Annotated in this window: 11 protein-coding genes and 2 tRNA genes; 9 read left to right on the top strand and 4 right to left on the bottom strand. The window is 43.8% G+C overall.

Going from position 1 to position 17,522, the window contains the following annotated elements; genetic code table 11:
• Nucleotides 1–175: 175 nt before the first annotated feature.
• From RNZ41_RS08470 to cobA, 7 genes are all read left to right on the top strand, one after another.
• Nucleotides 176–667 carry a glutathione peroxidase gene (locus RNZ41_RS08470; protein ID WP_314027079.1) on the top strand — a complete coding sequence of 164 codons (492 nt, stop codon included), beginning with the start codon at nucleotides 176–178 and terminating at the stop codon, nucleotides 665–667.
• A gap of 263 nt (nucleotides 668–930) precedes the next feature.
• Nucleotides 931–1,006: transfer RNA gene (locus RNZ41_RS08465), tRNA-Val, on the top strand.
• A gap of 36 nt (nucleotides 1,007–1,042) precedes the next feature.
• A tRNA-Asp gene (locus RNZ41_RS08460) sits at nucleotides 1,043–1,119 on the top strand.
• 797 nt (nucleotides 1,120–1,916) lie between these two features.
• A complete protein-coding gene (locus RNZ41_RS08455) occupies nucleotides 1,917–3,545 on the top strand; it encodes a BCCT family transporter (protein WP_313421583.1) in 1,629 nt (542 codons plus the stop codon).
• A 206-nt stretch (nucleotides 3,546–3,751) separates the two neighbouring features.
• Nucleotides 3,752–4,285, top strand: coding sequence for a molybdenum cofactor biosynthesis protein B (moaB, locus tag RNZ41_RS08450; protein ID WP_065253265.1), 534 nt, complete (start codon nucleotides 3,752–3,754; stop codon nucleotides 4,283–4,285).
• Nucleotides 4,275–4,886, top strand: coding sequence for a molybdenum cofactor guanylyltransferase (mobA, locus tag RNZ41_RS08445; RefSeq protein WP_083106317.1), 612 nt, complete (start codon nucleotides 4,275–4,277; stop codon nucleotides 4,884–4,886). The genes moaB and mobA overlap by 11 nt, the downstream gene beginning before the upstream one ends.
• A 146-nt stretch (nucleotides 4,887–5,032) precedes the next feature.
• Entirely contained in the window at nucleotides 5,033–5,893 is an 861-nt protein-coding gene (gene cobA / locus RNZ41_RS08440; RefSeq protein WP_314027078.1) for a uroporphyrinogen-III C-methyltransferase, read from the top strand.
• A 228-nt stretch (nucleotides 5,894–6,121) separates the two neighbouring features.
• Here the strand turns inward: cobA and nirD are convergent, their stop codons facing one another.
• The 4 genes from nirD to RNZ41_RS08420 form a co-directional block, all read right to left on the bottom strand.
• A complete protein-coding gene (nirD, locus tag RNZ41_RS08435; protein WP_314027077.1) occupies nucleotides 6,122–6,442 on the bottom strand; it encodes a nitrite reductase small subunit NirD in 321 nt (106 codons plus the stop codon).
• 70 nt (nucleotides 6,443–6,512) lie between these two features.
• Complete coding sequence (nirB, locus tag RNZ41_RS08430; RefSeq protein ID WP_314027076.1) at nucleotides 6,513–9,080, bottom strand: nitrite reductase large subunit NirB; 2,568 nt, start codon at nucleotides 9,078–9,080, stop codon at nucleotides 6,513–6,515.
• 190 nt (nucleotides 9,081–9,270) lie between these two features.
• Entirely contained in the window at nucleotides 9,271–11,214 is a 1,944-nt protein-coding gene (locus RNZ41_RS08425; RefSeq protein WP_314027075.1) for a bifunctional protein-serine/threonine kinase/phosphatase, read from the bottom strand.
• 133 nt (nucleotides 11,215–11,347) lie between these two features.
• Complete coding sequence (locus RNZ41_RS08420) at nucleotides 11,348–12,820, bottom strand: MFS transporter (protein WP_007116460.1); 1,473 nt, start codon at nucleotides 12,818–12,820, stop codon at nucleotides 11,348–11,350.
• Between the two features lie 468 nt (nucleotides 12,821–13,288).
• Between RNZ41_RS08420 and RNZ41_RS08415 the strand changes: the two genes are divergently transcribed.
• Entirely contained in the window at nucleotides 13,289–14,614 is a 1,326-nt protein-coding gene (locus RNZ41_RS08415) for an NAD(P)/FAD-dependent oxidoreductase (protein ID WP_314027074.1), read from the top strand.
• A gap of 39 nt (nucleotides 14,615–14,653) precedes the next feature.
• Nucleotides 14,654–17,425 (top strand): molybdopterin-dependent oxidoreductase, encoded by a 2,772-nt coding sequence (locus RNZ41_RS08410; protein WP_314027073.1) that lies wholly within the window; start codon nucleotides 14,654–14,656, stop codon nucleotides 17,423–17,425.
• Nucleotides 17,426–17,522 lie beyond the last annotated feature (97 nt).

Raw genomic sequence — 17,522 nt, 5'->3', positions numbered from 1 at the left:
CCGTTTGAGTATTAATAAATCATATCAGACTTTTGTCAGAAATACTGACATTTTTAGGCGTAAGTGAGGCTGAATAACTGCCAATAGATAAACTACGCTTGTCAGCATAATAATGCAAGAAAAACTTACAATTTTTTAACTAACAACTTTTTAACTAACAATAAGGAGATTTGCTATGGAAGATTTTTACCAATTGTCCGCGACCGATATTCGAGGTCAGCTATTTGATTTTGACACCCTTAGAGGTAAAGTCGTATTGATTGTGAATACCGCAAGCAAATGCGGCTTTACCCCACAGTTTCAGGGCTTAGAAAAGCTATACCAAGCTTACAAAGACCAAGGGTTGGTGGTGTTGGGGTTTCCCTGCAACCAATTTGGTCAGCAAGATCCTGGCAGTGAAGCGCAAATTAGTGAGTTTTGCCAAATCAATTATGGCGTGACCTTTCCGATGATGGCAAAAGTTGACGTCAATGGTAAAGATACCCATCCTGTTTATCAGTTTTTAAAATCACAGCCACAGGGCAAGGGTATGTTGGGTGACGCCATCAAATGGAACTTTACCAAGTTTTTAGTTGATGCACACGGCAGAGTCGTAGATCGTTTTGCACCGACCAAAGCCCCCCAAGACCTTGAGACGGATATCAAAACACTACTGGCACAACAGTGAGAAAAGGCGGGAGAGAAAAAAATAAAAAGGATTTAATTGGGGGAATTAAATCCTTTGGGTGACAAGCGATAGAGACATTGTTATTATTGTTATCTTATTATTTTTATTGTTAGCTATGACCTTGCTGGCCATGTAGGTATGATAGGGTTTTTATGTGACAACCACATGACATGCTCAGCAAAATTTTTTAAAAATTTTAATATTTGCCAAAAAAAATCATTGACAGCAAAAATAAATTCTCTATAATACCCACCACAGACGATGGGTCGTTAGCTCAGTTGGTAGAGCGTCTGCCTTACACGCAGAATGTCGGCGGTTCGAATCCGTCACGACCCACCAATTTGACAAGTTTGGGTCGTCGTCATCAGCTACCGTGCAGTGGTAGTTCAGTTGGTTAGAATACCGGCCTGTCACGCCGGGGGTCGCGGGTTCGAGTCCCGTCCGCTGCGCCACTTATTTTATAAGTGTTAAAAAACGAAATTTTTAAAGTTTTATGCCTCAAATCTCCCCTGATTTGAGGTTTTTTTTGGCTTAAATTTTACACCAAGCTATTGATTTTAAAAAATATATTGTTTTATAAATTTTTATCTTGATGTGATTAGGAAAATTGATTTTGATTGTTAAGTTGAAAAGATATCTATTTTTAATATTTAAATAAAACTAACGTGACCAAACGCTTGTAACTAAAACTGACCATTTTGTGACCAAAAATTTTGGCTTACGGTCTGTAGGGTCACCCGCCAACTATTAAAACCAATTGTTAAAATATAAAAAGTACAGTAAAAATTCAAAGGCAGATTTCATTACAAGCTGTCAGGCAACCAAAATTCATGCAATCGAACAACAAAGTCTCGCATTTTATGGCATGATCTATACCGCAATATCCCCATCGCCCACTACCAAATTGTCAATGCGTTTTCCCCTAACCCAGTCATTGAAAGCATCCGATTATCCAACGGGGTCATAGCCCAGACGAGGCGTCAGTTAACCAAATTAAAGTAGATAAACCGATGATGTATGTTGAATCAACCCCTGCGTAATGATATTGGGTTATTAAATAAAATTAATTAATCCTATTTTCTCGGCTCTACTGAAATGTTACAGTATGTTAAGATATATATTCTTCATAATCAGAAACTTAGTTTTGTTTTTGTAATATATAAGCCCTGTTAAATCTTGCTGTAATTTGAATTATTGTAAATAATTTGTTAAGGTTGCTTTCCAGTTAATCTAATGAAAAGATATCTTTATGAGTTCTGTGAAAGTCGAAAAATTCGGCCCTTTCCCTCGGGTTAATCGTCCTGTTTTTATTGCCTCCGCATTGCTGATTGTCGGATTTATTATTTTTGGTTCGTTATTTGGTGAGTTGGCAGGTGAAGTTTTTAACCAACTGCAGTCTTTTATTACCCACCGTTTTCGTTGGCTTTTTATCATTTTGATGAATGTCGCGGTGGTGTTTAGCTTATATATTGCCTTGAGTCGTTATGGCGATATTCGGCTTGGCCATCAGACAGAGCATCCTGAGTATAGCTTACTATCATGGTTTGGCATGCTGTTTAGTGCGGGGATTGGGATTGGTCTGTTGTATTGGGGGACGGCAGAGCCCTTGTATCATTTTATGTCGCCTCCCATGGGGCAAGCCGAAACCGTAGAAACGGCTAAACAAGCGATGAGTATTTCGTTTTTGCATTGGGGAATTCATGCGTGGGCGTTGTATTGTGTCGTAGCATTGTCATTGGCGTATTTTCATTATCGCCGTGGCTTGCCGTTGTCGATTCGCTCGGTACTGTACCCGTTGATTGGTCAAAAAATCTATGGCAAATGGGGGCATGTGGTCGATACCCTTGCGGTGTTTGGCACGATGTTTGGGGTAGTGACATCCTTGGGGCTAGGGGCGATGCAAATCAACGCAGGCTTTAGCAATGTGTTTGGTATTCCCAATAATGTCCCAGTACAGCTTTGTTTGATTGCAATTATCACCGCAATGGCGACGCTATCAGTGATGATGGGGCTGGATAAAGGGATTAAACGCTTAAGCGATATCAATATTGTGCTGACTGTGTTGCTGCTTGGTTTTATGTTATTGTTTGGTCCGACCCAGTTTATCATCGATAGTTTTATTGAAAATATCGGCAATTATGTCAGTCAACTTATTCCACTAGGATTTTGGAGTGAGGCGTATAGCAATACGGATTGGCAGGCAAATTGGACGATTTTTTATTGGGCATGGTGGGTGAGTTGGTCGCCATTTGTGGGAATTTTTGTGGCGCGTATTTCTCGGGGTCGTACTATCAGAGAGTTTATTTTTGGGGTGTTATTTATCCCGATGCTGTTGTTGTTCTTTTGGTTTACCACCTTTGGCGGCAGCGCGGTACATATGGAATTGATGGGCAATTATGGGCTTATTGAAGCAGTCAAAGCCGATTATGGTAGTGCGATTTTTAAACTGATTGAATATTATCCTTTAACCAAGCCTTTGACGCTGGTGATTGTGGTGATGATTATGTTGTGGTTTGTCACTTCGTCAGATTCGGCAAGCCTTGTGATTGATATGCTCACCGCAGGCGGCGATACCAATCCGCCAAAAATTCAGCGGTTATTTTGGGCATTGAGCCAAGGGGTGATTGCTGCGGTATTATTGGTGGCAGGGGGGTTATCTGCGTTGCAAGCGGTCGCGATTATTGCAGGCTTTCCGTTTGCCATCGTGGTGTTTGTGATGATGTATTGTCTATGGCGAGGGCTGACACGCGATAGATTGACCTTGTACCGTAATCAACAATGGTATATCACGGCAGAGTCTGCTGAGCATAATTCAGCAAATGAGTTTATTGATGAGCATTTATTGCTGGGTCCGCCTGTCGTGGTTAAGGATGAGTAATATTGTTTTTGTTGATTAACATAAATGGACGGGTGCAAGCGTGCAAAGCTGATGCCTGTCTAGGCAGTCAACCAATGGGCGTTAATTGACAGATTCATAGCCTAGACATGCGTTACAAACAAAAACGCTATAACCAATGCCTAATGTATGGCAATATCTGATATGCCGGTAAAATTGTATGCCCATAAAATAATGAGGAAACCCCAATGAGCAAGCCTGAAAAACCTTTTATTGCGCTTAATATCGCAATCCTAACTGTATCAGACACCCGCAGTTTAGAAGAAGATACCTCTGGTCAATACCTAGCCGATAGCCTTGTCGAATCAGGGCATACCCTGGCGGAGCGAGCCATACGCACCGATGATATTTATCAAATCCGTGCGATCGTGAGTCAATGGATTGCCGACCCTGCGATTCACGCTATCATTACCACTGGCGGGACAGGTTTTTATATCCGTGACCAAATCCCTGAAGCCCTAAGCCCGCTGTTTGATAAAGAAGTACAAGGTTTTGGCGAGATGTTCCGCGCGCTATCTCGTGATGAAATCGGCATGTCAACCTTGCAATCTCGTGCCCTGGCCGGCATGGCGAATAATACGGTGATTTTTTGTTTACCTGGCTCCTCGGGTGCCTGTCGCACGGGCTGGGAAGGCATTATCAAAGAACAACTCGACAACCGTACCCGTCCGTGTAACTTTGTGCCGCATCTGATGCGTGAAAATCCAAAACATGACCATTAAATTGGCAGGGGTGGTGATTTTGGCGGGGGGTCAATCATCTCGGATGGGTTCACCCAAGGCGCTATTAAGCTTGCCAAATGGCGAAACTTTGCTTGATTTTCATATTCGTCATGCCAAACGCTTAAATGTCCCTGTCATGGTGGCAGATAGTGGTAAGCGCTTATGTCATGATACAACCGTCAAAATCATTGATGATTATCTGCCAAATCAACAAAATGGCAAAGGAGCAGGGGCGTTATCAGCCATGGCAAGTGCCATGAATCAAGTCATGTCTCCTTACCATTATTTACTGGTGATAAGCTGTGATAGTTTGGTTCATGCCCATCAAGTTTTTGATAAGTTGCGTTATGCAGTAACCGATAATGAGGCGGTGATTTATTTAAAGGCTGAAAAGGATTATCCATTGTTGGGTTTGTATCGTACGGATTTATTAATAAAATTAAACGATTATTTGGATAAGGGTCAGCGCGCAGTGATGAAGTTTTTGGCGGATAAAAAAATACAAACCGCTGCATTGCCGAATGAATGGATAACTTTAGCAAATTTTAATACCAAAAATGAATTTGATTTGGCGTTGAACTCACTCAATGACATAGGATAAATAGGTCAAATTTTGGGAAATTATTCACATTAACAGGATATAAAATAATTTCATCAGTTAAGGGTAGGATTAAGGGTATGAGTTAAAATTTAGGCATGGTAATTGCATTTTTAAATTACCTTGTTTGATTATGTTGGAAAACTGCTATGCCTTCAATCAGTAGCCCTGTGAGTGTTGAATTTTTTCCCCATGACACCGTGAAAGAAAATCGTTTTGACCTTCCTATAACCACCAAACATGCAAAAGCTGTACAAAATCAGGGCAAAGTGTATCTGGTTGGTGCAGGTACAGGCGACCCCGAACTCTTGACCATCAAAGCCTATAAAACTATCTTGCAAGCGGATGTGATTTGTTATGACAATCTGGTGAGTGATGAGATTTTGGCACTTAACACAACGGCAGAAAAAATCTATGTCGGTAAAAAATGCCACAAGCACAGCATGTCCCAGCAAAACATCAATGGCTTATTGGTCACCCTAGCGCAACAAGGCAAAACTATTGTACGCTTAAAGTCGGGCGACCCGTTTATCTTTGGGCGGGGCGGTGAAGAAATGCAAACCGTGATTGGTGCAGGGGTGGCGTGTGAATCGATTGCTGGCATTACCACCGCGCTAGCAGTCGCCAATAGCGTCAATATTCCGCTCACCCATCGTGACTATGCGCAATCCGTCAAATTTGTGACAGGATTCTTGAAGGCAGACACGCCAAATGAGCAATATGCAGAGCTGCTTGCCGATAATCAAACGGTGATTTTTTATATGGGGTTAAATACTTTGCCAAATTTAACCCAAGGTCTGTTGCAAGCGGGTAAATCAGCCGATACACCATTTGCGATTATTGCCAATGTTAGTCGTCCTAACGAGCAAGTTTTGGTGGGTACGCTAGGCACTATTCAAGCATTGCAAAATGACGCTAAACTGCCATCGCCTGCGGTGATGATTATGGGCGATGTGGTATCGCTGTATCATCAATTAAATGCGCCTACTTTAACGTATGCCGCATTGTAGCATTGTAGAGATGATAAGACTGTACATATTTTAGCCATAATTAATCGGTTAATCAGTAATTAGTCAGAGTGAAAACTATGATGACAGAGGGGAGCTGAATGCTTACCCTCTATTTTTGTCAACACCTAAAACATAAAAAAGGCATGCGGTTTTGATGCCTTTTTTATGTTTGTGAGAATGTTGTGCGGGGTTTGGGCAAATTCAATCTGTCCTTACAGTTAATAAAGACTAAATCATTACCACGCCATTGGTCACGCTCACAGGGTAGGATTTTAATGCCACTTGCTCATCATCAATACATTTACCTGTCGCCAAGTCAAAACGTTGTTTATACATAGGTGACGCGACATAACGCACTTTTTGCCCGTCAATTTCACAGCTACCAAGTAGCCCCCTAGAAATGACGTTAGCCTTGCTAAATGGGTCAAAGTTATGCATGGCATATACTTCGTCATGATGGGTCCGAAAGATGGCAACTTGTTCGCCGTTGACTAGCGCACAAACGCCAGTTTCAGGGATGATATCGTCTAGTTTACAGATTTCATTCATGATTTGATTCCGTATTTTTTACCCGATGAGATGCCCATGGGACATCCCAGTTTGGTGAATGTTATTAACGTTAGGCAGGTGATGCAGTCTGGTCTGAGAATTCGGTTGCGTCTTGGCCAATCACTGACTTCTCATCGGCAGTTGCAGGACGAATTTGGCTCCGTTCTTCGACAAATACCACGTTGTCATCGACTTTGTCACTGTTGATAAAGTGCTTAAAGCGTTTAAGGCGCTCTGGGTCAGAAAGGGTGGTTTTCCATTCGCATTGATACGCGTCAATATCCGCTTGCATTTGTGCTTCGAGTTCTTCGGCAATACCCAAGCTATCATTGATGACTACCTGTTGAATGTACTCAAGTCCGCCTTCCATTTTCTCACGCCAGACTGACGTGCGTTGTAAGCGGTCGCCTGTTTTTATGTAGAACATTAAGAAACGATCGATATATTTAATCAGCGTGGCTGTGTCCAAGTCACTGGCAAATAGTTCAGCATGTCTAGGACGCATGCCGCCGTTGCCACAGACATAAAGGTTCCAGCCATTTTCAGTGGCAATAATACCAACATCTTTGCCTTGGGCTTCGGCGCACTCTCTGGTACAGCCTGATACACCGAATTTTATTTTATGCGGGGCACGTAAGCCTTTATAACGGTTTTCCAGTTCGATCGCCAAGCCAACGCTATCATCCACGCCATAGCGACACCATGTGCTACCGACGCAAGATTTGACGGTACGCAAAGACTTGCCATAGGCATGCCCTGTTTCAAAACCTGCGTTGATTAAGCGTTCCCAAATATCGGGCAATTGGTCACTACGTGCACCAAATAAATCCACACGTTGCCCACCAGTGATTTTGGTGTAAAGTCCAAAATCCCGAGCCACTTCGCCCAGTACGATGAGTTTTTCGGCGGTAATTTCACCGCCCGCAATACGCGGTACGACTGAGTAAGTACCATCTTTTTGGATATTCCCCAAGAAAGCGTCATTGGTGTCTTGCAGCGCAACCAAGGGTTTATCAAGAATATAGTCATTCCAGCAAGACGCCAAAATCGAGCCAATCGTTGGTTTACAGATTTCACAGCCATCACCGTGTCCGTGTCTTTCAATCATCTCTTCAAAGGTACGGATATTGCCGACACGCACTAAGTGATATAGTTCTTGGCGCGAGTAAGCAAAATGCTCACAGATATGGTTTTTAACTTCGATACCGCGCTTTTTGAGTTCTGACACTAAGGTATCTTTGACAATTTGGGCGCAGCCGCCACAGCCTGTACTGGCCTTAGTGCAGATCTTGATGTCTTCATAAGTCATGGCCCCATTGTCCACGGCTGCGCAGATTTGACCTTTGCTGACGTTATAACATGAGCATAGGGTAGCGGTATCGGGCAGATTCTCTACGCCCATAACAGGCTTTTCGACATTCGGTAAAATCAAGCTTTCAGGTTGTAGGGGTAAATCAATACCATTTAAAAATAACTGGAGCAAGTTGCTGTAATCTTCCGTATCACCCACAAGTACCGCACCGAGCAAGCGTTTGCCATCGTCCGAGGTAACTAACTTTTTATACACGCCTGTTTTGGGATTTTGATACACAAAGCTTAAACTGCCTTTGATTTTGCCATGCGCATCGCCGATACTACCAACATCCACGCCCATCAGTTTGAGTTTAGTGCTCATGTCCGCACCGTCAAATAGGCTGTCATGCTCGCCTGCCAGTTGCGAGGCACACACGCTTGCCATGGTGTAGCCTGGGGCGACCAGCCCATAAATTTTGTTATCCCACAACGCACATTCACCAATGGCATAAATATCTGGCTCGCTTGTTTGACATGTGTCATCAATGACGATACCGCCACGTTCGCCAAGTTTTAGCCCAGAATCTCGTGCCATAGTATCTTCAGGGCGAATCCCAGCACTAAATAGAATCAAATCGGTATCAAGCAAGCTACCATCGGCAAATTGCATGGTTAAAAAACTGGCGTCATCGTCATGATTGTCGATGATTTGTTGGGTGTTTTTACCTGTTAGTACCGTCACACCTAAGTCTTCGATTTTTTTCTTTAACAACTCTCCGCCTGCGGCATCTAGCTGTACGCCCATAAGTTGGGGGGCAAACTCGACTACATAGGTGGTTAAACCCAGTGTCACTAAGGCTTTGGCGGCTTCTAATCCCAATAAACCACCGCCAACCACCACACCACGTTGGACACGTGGATTGTCCGCAGTTGCTAAAATCGCATCTAAGTCTTCAATAGTTCGATAGACATGACAGTGTGCATGTTGGTTGCCTTTGACAGGCGGGACAAAAGGATAAGAACCAGTGGCGAGTACCAATTTATCAAACTCAAGCGTATTGCCTTTGGCCGTTGTTACGATTTTACTTTGCGCATCAATGTGGTTAACCGCTTCGCCTAAATGTAAGGTAATCCCAGCTTGCTTATAGTGCGCCAAATCCACCAAGTTTAATTGACTGGCATCTCTATGTTCAAAGTAACTGGATAAATAGACACGGTCATATGCTGGGCGTTTTTCTGCACTAAATACATGAATCTGATAAATTTGGTGCAAGTTTTTTTCAATCGCTTTTTCGATAAAGTGATGACCGACCATACCGTTACCGATGACAATGAGATTTTTCATGTATTTATCCCTTCTAACGAAACATTGGCTTTTTGACTAGGATAATGACTGGCTTTTGGCGTGTATTATCCCAAGTTTTTCTATACTGTTATATAAGCAAACTTTATGCCAATATTTAAATTAACTATAAATTTCAATGGGTTAAAAAATATAGGTTAATTGTCTATCAAGCATAACCTAAATTACATTGTTAGTGATTTAACGCAACCATTAGCCAAGTGATGAGCAACAGCACCGTTAATATGCCACTGACCAGTTGCCAAAATAGTACAGGATGTTTGTCAATCAGCGGCTGCTTGGCTTTATCGTCGGCATGGCTTTTGGGGTCAAGGTCGGTGAGAAAATCGCCAATGCTCTGATAGCGGCGGTTGCTATCTGCTTGCAGCGCACGAATCAGCACGTCATTGACCCAAAATGGTAAATCCGTGCGCAATTGCCGCACGTTTTTGAACGCCAGTTTTTGGGTAGTTTGGGCGGTCATCGCAGTGGTCAAGGTATCGACATCAAACGGCTGTAGCCCCGTCAGCATCTCATAAGTCACCACACCCAGCGAGAAAATATCGGAATACACCCCTTTTGGTGCATCGCTAAAATATTCGGGGGCAATATAATGCAAATCGCCCACAGGCGGTGTATGTGCTGTTCTTAAGAGCAACGAGCCAACCGAACCAAAGTCAATGAGCTTGATATGACCCGATGGCAGCAGCATGATATTTTCGGGCTTGATATCTTGATGGAGTAGATAATTACGGTGCATGGCTCGCAGCGCCATACCGATTTGATTGACAATAGCAAAGGTTTGGGCAACCGATAAGGGCGGCTGGGTGTCGATAAATTCACGCAAGCTCATGCCTTGCAAAAATTCGGTGACATGGTACAGATATTGGCTATTCATCGGCTTGGGGTAAAATTTTAGTAAGCTTGGGTGATTGAGGCTTAACCCTATTTTTTCTTCTTTTAAAAACAGCCGTAAAAATCCGCTATCGTCTTCATAATAGGCAGATGGCACTTTGATAATACGCTGATTATCGCCTGTGTCGGCGGTGTTATCGGTTGCCAAATACACGCTACTGCGTGGCGTGTTTTGCACCACTTTGTCAATGGTAAAATGATCAAGCTTGTCGCCGACAGTCAGCACAGGCGGAATGCGTAAACGGGTAACCGCATGACGATTGTCTGTATGTTCGGCAAGGTCAGCTTTGTCAAAATCTGCATTCGCCAAAATTCTCGCAACTTTTGGCAAGACGGCTATCATCACGCAACTGACATTATCATTACTGCCATTTTCCAATGCCACTTGGCACAAGGTTTCTGGCAAATTTTCTAAGTCGAAGGTGGTGGAATTATCCAGCGCCAACAATTTGCCCAATGCCGATTGGGTGAGTAACAATAATTCATCATCACCGATAAATTCATACACGCCATCGGTCATTATCAAAAACACATCTTCGGGCAACACATCAATTTGGGCAAGTTGTAATTCTACTTGGGCATCTGCGCCAAGTGCAGCGGCTAAGGCGCCTTTGTCTCGCCCTCGTTTGTGTCTGTGGTCTTGGGTGAGTACGCGCAGTTTGTTGTGTCGTAGCCGATAGATACGGCTGTCACCCGTGTGAAATAACACTGCCGCATGCTCGGATAATAAAGGCTCGGTAAACAGCAGACCAGATAAGGTTGAGAGTAATTTGGGCAAATACCGCTGCGAGGCTGAATCAAAGCTGTCATGGTGATCACTAAAATACAAAAAATCATTGATAATATGCACGCTTTTGGTGAGCATTTGGGCAAGCGTTTCGGCACTGTTGTTATTCAATGAATCGCTAGTAACTGGGCTAGTAACTGGGGTTGTTACCATGTCAGCTTGGTGCATGGTTAATTGGTCGATCAGCGTATCAATCACCCATTGACTGGCGAGCTTTGGCTGTCCGCAGCTGCTGACGCCGTCAGCTAAAGCGGTGACTTGCCATGCAAGCTGAGTGGCGCTGCTATCCCCTGTTGGCACCAGCGTTTGCATTGTCAAGGTGTCTTGGTTTTCCGCTTTGCGCCCTGCATGACTAGCAGCACGGGTCAGCAGTTGCGGCAAGGATTGTGGTAAAGATTGAGAAGTGGGGGGATTTTGCTGAATGGCTTTTGACATGGGTTTTTCCTTACTAGCACGGTTGCTACGCATTGTGCAAAAATGAAAAAAGGGCATACACCCTTTTTTGCCTTACTAACTAGACTTCCTTGTCCGTTGGTTGACTATTTTTTTATTTGGATTTAAAGAGCGATTACGCTATCGCAATTCGCTCAATCGTGCCATCTTCGTGCACTTCGACCATATGTCCTTGTGGCTCGCTCAGGAAGGTCGCGCCAATAAAGGCAATCCCTGCAAAAATCGCGAGGGTAATAAAGAATCCTGTTGGCGATACCATAGAGAAAATAGTCAAAAACAACACCCCACCTACGTTACCATAGGCACCCGCCATACCAGCAATTTGCCCTGTCATACGGCGTTGAATGAGCGGAACCACTGAATACACTGCACCGCATGCTGCTTGCACAAATACAGAAGTAAGCAGCACGATTGCCACTGCACCCGCCAATGGTAACTTGGTCATTTGCGTCATTAGCAGATAACCCACCGTTTGCCCTGCCAATGCAATCATCAATACTTTACGACGACCGACCGCATCGGACATAAAACCACCGCCAGGACGAGCAAATAAATTCATCACCGCAAAACAGCCTGCAGTCAACCCTGCTAAAGTATGCGATACACCATAGTTGGTAATAAAAAATTGCGGCAACATCGACACCACTGCCAACTCAGAGCCAAAACATGCCAAATACGCCATGTCTAAAATCGCCACTTGTTTGAACTGATAACCATATTCTGGATTTACCGCAGGGCGAGATGTATCAAATAAATGCTTATTGACTGACCAGATTTTGATATATTGATAGACTACAAGCACCGCCACCACCGCATATGCCAGCATGGTTTGATTAGCGGTTAATAATTTTAATCCGCTAGGTGACAAACGCCACGCCAACAAAAACAAAATCGCATAAACCGGTAAAATCATCACCGCATAAAAGTAAAAGTCTGCCTTGTTTGATACTTCCAAGCCGCCTGATTTTTTTGGTTTAAAATAAGTCGCGCCTTTGGGTGTATCAGTGACGCCACGATAAAAAATGACCGAATAAACAATCGCAATCACGCCTGTGGTAGCAATCGCATACCGCCAACCGTCTGCACCGCCATACATTAAGGCAAGAATCGGCATCGACATCGACGCTACTGCCGCCCCAAAATTGCCCCAACCGCCGTACACCCCTTCTGCCGAGCCGACTTCATTGACAGGAAACCATTCTGAAATCAAACGAATCCCAACCACAAATCCTGCACCGACAAAGCCTAGCAAAAACCGCCCAATCGCCAGCATTTGGAAACTTTGAGCAAAAGCAAACACAAAACACAAAAAACCGCTAATCAACAACACAGCACTATATGAACGCTTGGGGCCGTATCTATCGACCATCGCGCCGATTAGCAAACGAGCAGGAATGGTCAAAGCCACATTGAGCATCAAGATCGCTTTGACTTGTCCATCGCTCAAATGAAAATATTGTTTGATGGTGGGCATCAATGCCACATGAGCAAACCAAATTAAAAAGGTGACGAAAAAAGCAAACCAGGTGTAATGTAACACCTTGATACGGGGTAATTTCATAGCAAACAGCGGTAAACGTTGGGGCATCTGCTTCTCCTTTAAGTGAGCCTGTATGGTTCACGGTAATAAGGTAAAAGCAATATTTATGCCATCATCATAAACTTTTGTTTTTGCAATATTTTTTTTGAATGACCCATCAATTAGCTATTTTGCTGTGATAAAACTTTTACCGATTAGCATAAATGATAAAAATTTGATGCTGTACTGCACTATTTTGGTAAGTAATCGAGAAGGTGAAAAAATAATGCAAATGAATAGCGAAACAATTGGCTAAAAACCGTCAAACAGTTATCTACAGTTAAAGAGGTTAAATTCAAAGAGTGGTCAACATCCACCACACTGTCCGACAAATAATAGCCAAAATTTAAAACACCATAAAAAACAGTAAAAAACAACGGTTTAAAACGGTTGGCATAAATTTTGAATTATTAAATTTTAAAGTGCTAGATTCTAAAGTATTAAATATCGGGTCGGATAAGCAAGGTCAGCCAAATAATGCAACACACACACATTCTTATCATAGGGGCAGGGATGGCAGGGACACGCTTTGCCATGCAGTATGCCAAAAGCAGACTGAGTGCCCACAGCGGACTGGGGATTGATAGCCAAGGCGAACAAAGTCAAGATGAGTTTGCCATCACGCTTATCAACAGCGAGCCATATGCAGGCTATAACCGTATTATGCTATCGCCTGTATTGGCAGGGGAAAAACGCTTCGCTGAGATTTATCTATTTTCTCAAGAGGAGTACGCCAACCATAACATCACTGTAAAGACAGGTTGCACTGTTAGCGATATCAATCTTGCTGCTCATCAGGTCATCACCGACAGTGGCGAAACTATCGGCTATGACAAATTGGTGTTTGCCACAGGTTCAACGCCATTTATTTTGCCATTGCCCAACCATACCGCAAAAGGCGTCATGGGTTTTCGTACCAAAGCCGATGTGGATGCTATGCTAGATATCGCAAAAAACAATCATAATGGCAAAAAATCTCCAAAATGTCTGGTTATCGGCGGTGGATTACTCGGTCTTGAGGCTGCTAATGCTTTGGTACAACAGGGAGCGAAAGTCACTGTGGTGCATGGGGCAGGCTATTTACTCAATCGCCAACTGGATAAAACCGCTGCCGATTTACTGCAAACTTACTTTGAAAACAAAGGTATTGAGTTTGTGCTCAACGCCAACTCCCAAGCGATTTGCGTGGACAAGGATAACCAGGTTACTGGACTGACTTACACGGATAATGTCGACACATCCATCCCTGCCAAAACCATTGACAGCGATTGTATTATCATGACCGTCGGCGTGCGACCCAATATTGCCCTTGCGCAACAGGTCGGTATCAGTTGCGAGCGGGGGATTTTGGTTGATAACCAAATGCGAACCCATACCCCAGACGTGTATGCGATTGGTGAGTGTGTACAGTTTGACAACCAACTATTTGGGCTAGTCGCACCTGTGTATGAGCAAGCCAATATTCTGCTACATACCTTAAACGAGCAGCCAGGCAGCATCTCGCCCGTGTTTAGCATACAACCAACAGCAACCAAACTAAAGGTCTCGGGCGTGGCACTATTTTCGGCAGGTGATATCGATGTAAGTCACGACTGCGAGCAATTGATTTATCAAGACCCTAGCCATAGCATCTACCAAAAAATCACCGTAAAAGACGACCGTATTTTATCTGCAGTACTATATGGTGATGTACAAGAGGGCGGTTGGTTTTTTGAACTGATTCAAAATCAACAAGATATTTCAGCCATCAAAGATAAATTACTGTTTGGCAAAGCGTTTTGTGAAGAGTTGCTGGCGGGCTGATCTGACTGGTAGAAATCAAAAATAGTAAAAGGTTAACGTGTGACAACAACTATACAACATTTAGCACCACAAAAATCTCCCCTGACACAAGTCAAGACTACCTGTGCCTATTGCGGTGTTGGCTGTGGCGTGTTAGCGACGATTGATGAGAATACCCAACACGTCAGCATTGACGGTGATCCAAACCATCCTGCCAACTTTGGCAAATTATGCTCCAAAGGCAAAGCGTTGGGCGATACGCTCGATCGTGACCGCCGTTTGGCACATCCGATGATTCATGGCGAGCCAGTCGATTGGGATACCGCCACCGATTTTGTTGCTAAATCATTGCAACAGACCATTGATGAATACGGCGCCGACAGCGTTATGCTATATGTATCGGGACAACTGCTCACCGAAGATTATTACGTGGCAAACAAATTTACCAAAGGTTTTTTGGGTACCAATAATTTGGACTCCAATTCTCGACTGTGTATGTCATCAGCGGTGGCTGGCTACAAGCGAGCATTTGGCTCGGACACTGTGCCTTGTAATTATGAAGACATCGAAAACAGCGACCTATTTATCATTATCGGTTCGAATATGGCGTGGTGTCATCCGATTTTATTTGGTCGGTTAAAATCCAGCAAACAAGCCAATGCCAACAAAAAAATCGTGGTAATTGACCCGCGAGCCACTGACAGCACCGCGATTGCTGACTTGCATTTGCCGATTCGCTCCGGCACAGATACCCATTTATTTGTCGGACTACTCAATTACTTGCACCAAAACGGCTATGCCAATCACGATTATCTCAGGCATTGTGACAATCTTGCTGATGCGCTTGCAGCCAGTGACAGTTGGACGATTAAAAAAGTTGCCAAAATCTGCGGTGTCAACGAAAGTGATTTAACCGAGTTTTACCAATTGTTTGCCACTACCACGAAAACCGTGAGTTTTTACTCCATGGGTGTCAATCAAGCCAGTAATGGCACCGATAAGGTGAATAGCATTATCAATTGCCACCTTTATACAGGCAAACTGGGTTATGAAGGGGCAGGGGCATTCTCAATTACAGGACAGCCCAATGCCATGGGTGGGCGAGAGGTCGGGGCGTTAGCCAATCTGCTTGCCAGTCATTTTGAGCTCAAAAACAGCGACCATCGTCAAACAGTAGCCAACTTTTGGCAAGCACCGACTAGTATTAGTGGTAAAGATGGTATCAAGGCAACCCAATGTGCCGATGCTATTTTGGAGGGGCAAATTAAAGCGATTTGGATTATGGCGACCAATCCTGTAGTCAGTCTACCAGAAGCAGACAAATTTGCCATGGCGTTACAGCAATGCCCACTGGTCATCGTGTCTGACTGCTCAAAAGACAGCGACACGCTCGACTTTGCTCATGTGGTTTTGCCCGCGCAAGGCTGGAGTGAAAAATCAGGCACGGTCACCAACAGCGAACGCCGTATCTCTCGCCAGCGCCGCTTAGTCACCCCATTTGCTGATGCCAAGCCCGACTGGTGGATAGTCAGCCAAGTAGCACAGAAAATGGGTTTTGTGGGTTTTGATTACACCCACGACTACCAAGTGTTTGCCGAACACGCTCGGCTTAGTGGCGAGAAGAATGGCGGTGAAAAAAATACAGATAGTCGAAGTTTTAATATCAGTCATTTAGCCAATATTAGCCAAAACGAGTATGATAATTTGGCACCGTTTCAATGGGGTCAACCGCATTATTTTGGACTACAAAAACAAGACGCACACACCACTATCGGCACCACTTATACCGATACCCAAAAACTGCATTTTGTCACCGTTAATCCTGCGGTACCCAAGTCATTGCCTGATGAGCAATATCCACTAGTGCTTAACACAGGTCGCTCGCGTGACCAATGGCATACCATGACCCGTACAGGGATTGCCCCACAGCTCAATCAGCATTTACCGCACCCACTGGTTGCGATTCACCCGAGTGACGCCAAACCTTTGGGTGTACAAAATAACGATTTTGTGCAAATTAACAGTCCCAATGGTACTATCTTAGTGCGGGCAGATGTGACTGAAAAACAACGCCAAGGCGATGTGTTTATACCTATGCACTGGAATCAACACTTTGCCGCCAATGCGCGTGTCGGTAAGCTTATCAGCAATCATCATGACCCCTTTTCACAGCAACCGCAGCTCAAGCACCAACCTGTCAGGCTGCAAAAGCTGACCATGCAAGCATTTGGATGGTTATTGATTGATAAACATTGTGATGAAAACCTGCTAACTTGGCTCGAATCGCCAGATATGACTTATTGGGTGCGTAATCGCCAGTCAAACAGTAGCCAGTATTTTTTTGCCATTGATAATCAGTCTGCGTTCATGACAACTTGGTTTGATAAGCAATATTGGCAACAGCAGTTAAGTGTATGGCTCAATCAACCAGCGCAAGCCTACAACTTTGATATTATCCATTATCAACATATTGATACCGATAACACCAGCCAAGATTTACGCCTTGCGATATTGCAAAATGGGCAAGTCCATGCGCTAGTATTTTTGAGCACCCACGAGCATAAACTACCCACCCATAACTGGCTAGATAGCCAATTTGGCAGAAGTCTTGATAGCCATACGCGTAAATGGCTACTAATGGGCAAACCTGCCACGGGTTTTATTGATACAGGGCGAATTGTTTGCTCTTGTATGTCAGTGGGTGAAAACACCATTGTTGAGACAATAAAAAAATATCACTGTAAAACCGTCGTTGAGGTTGGTAAACATTGCAAAGCAGGCACCAATTGTGGCTCCTGTCTAGGAGAGATTAGCAAAATTTTAGCGGGGTGAAATTGTTATAACTTGTTGAAAGGATGATTGCGAGAACTTTAAGCCACTTTATAATTTCGCTTGATGTTGCCTGATTTTACTTGATTACTTATTGATA

This window comes from Moraxella sp. DOX410 (assembly GCF_032248735.1).
GTDB lineage: Bacteria > Pseudomonadota > Gammaproteobacteria > Pseudomonadales > Moraxellaceae > Faucicola > Faucicola tetraodonis.
Note: the sequence above shows the minus strand (reverse complement) of the source record. Positions and strands in the feature narration are given on the sequence as shown.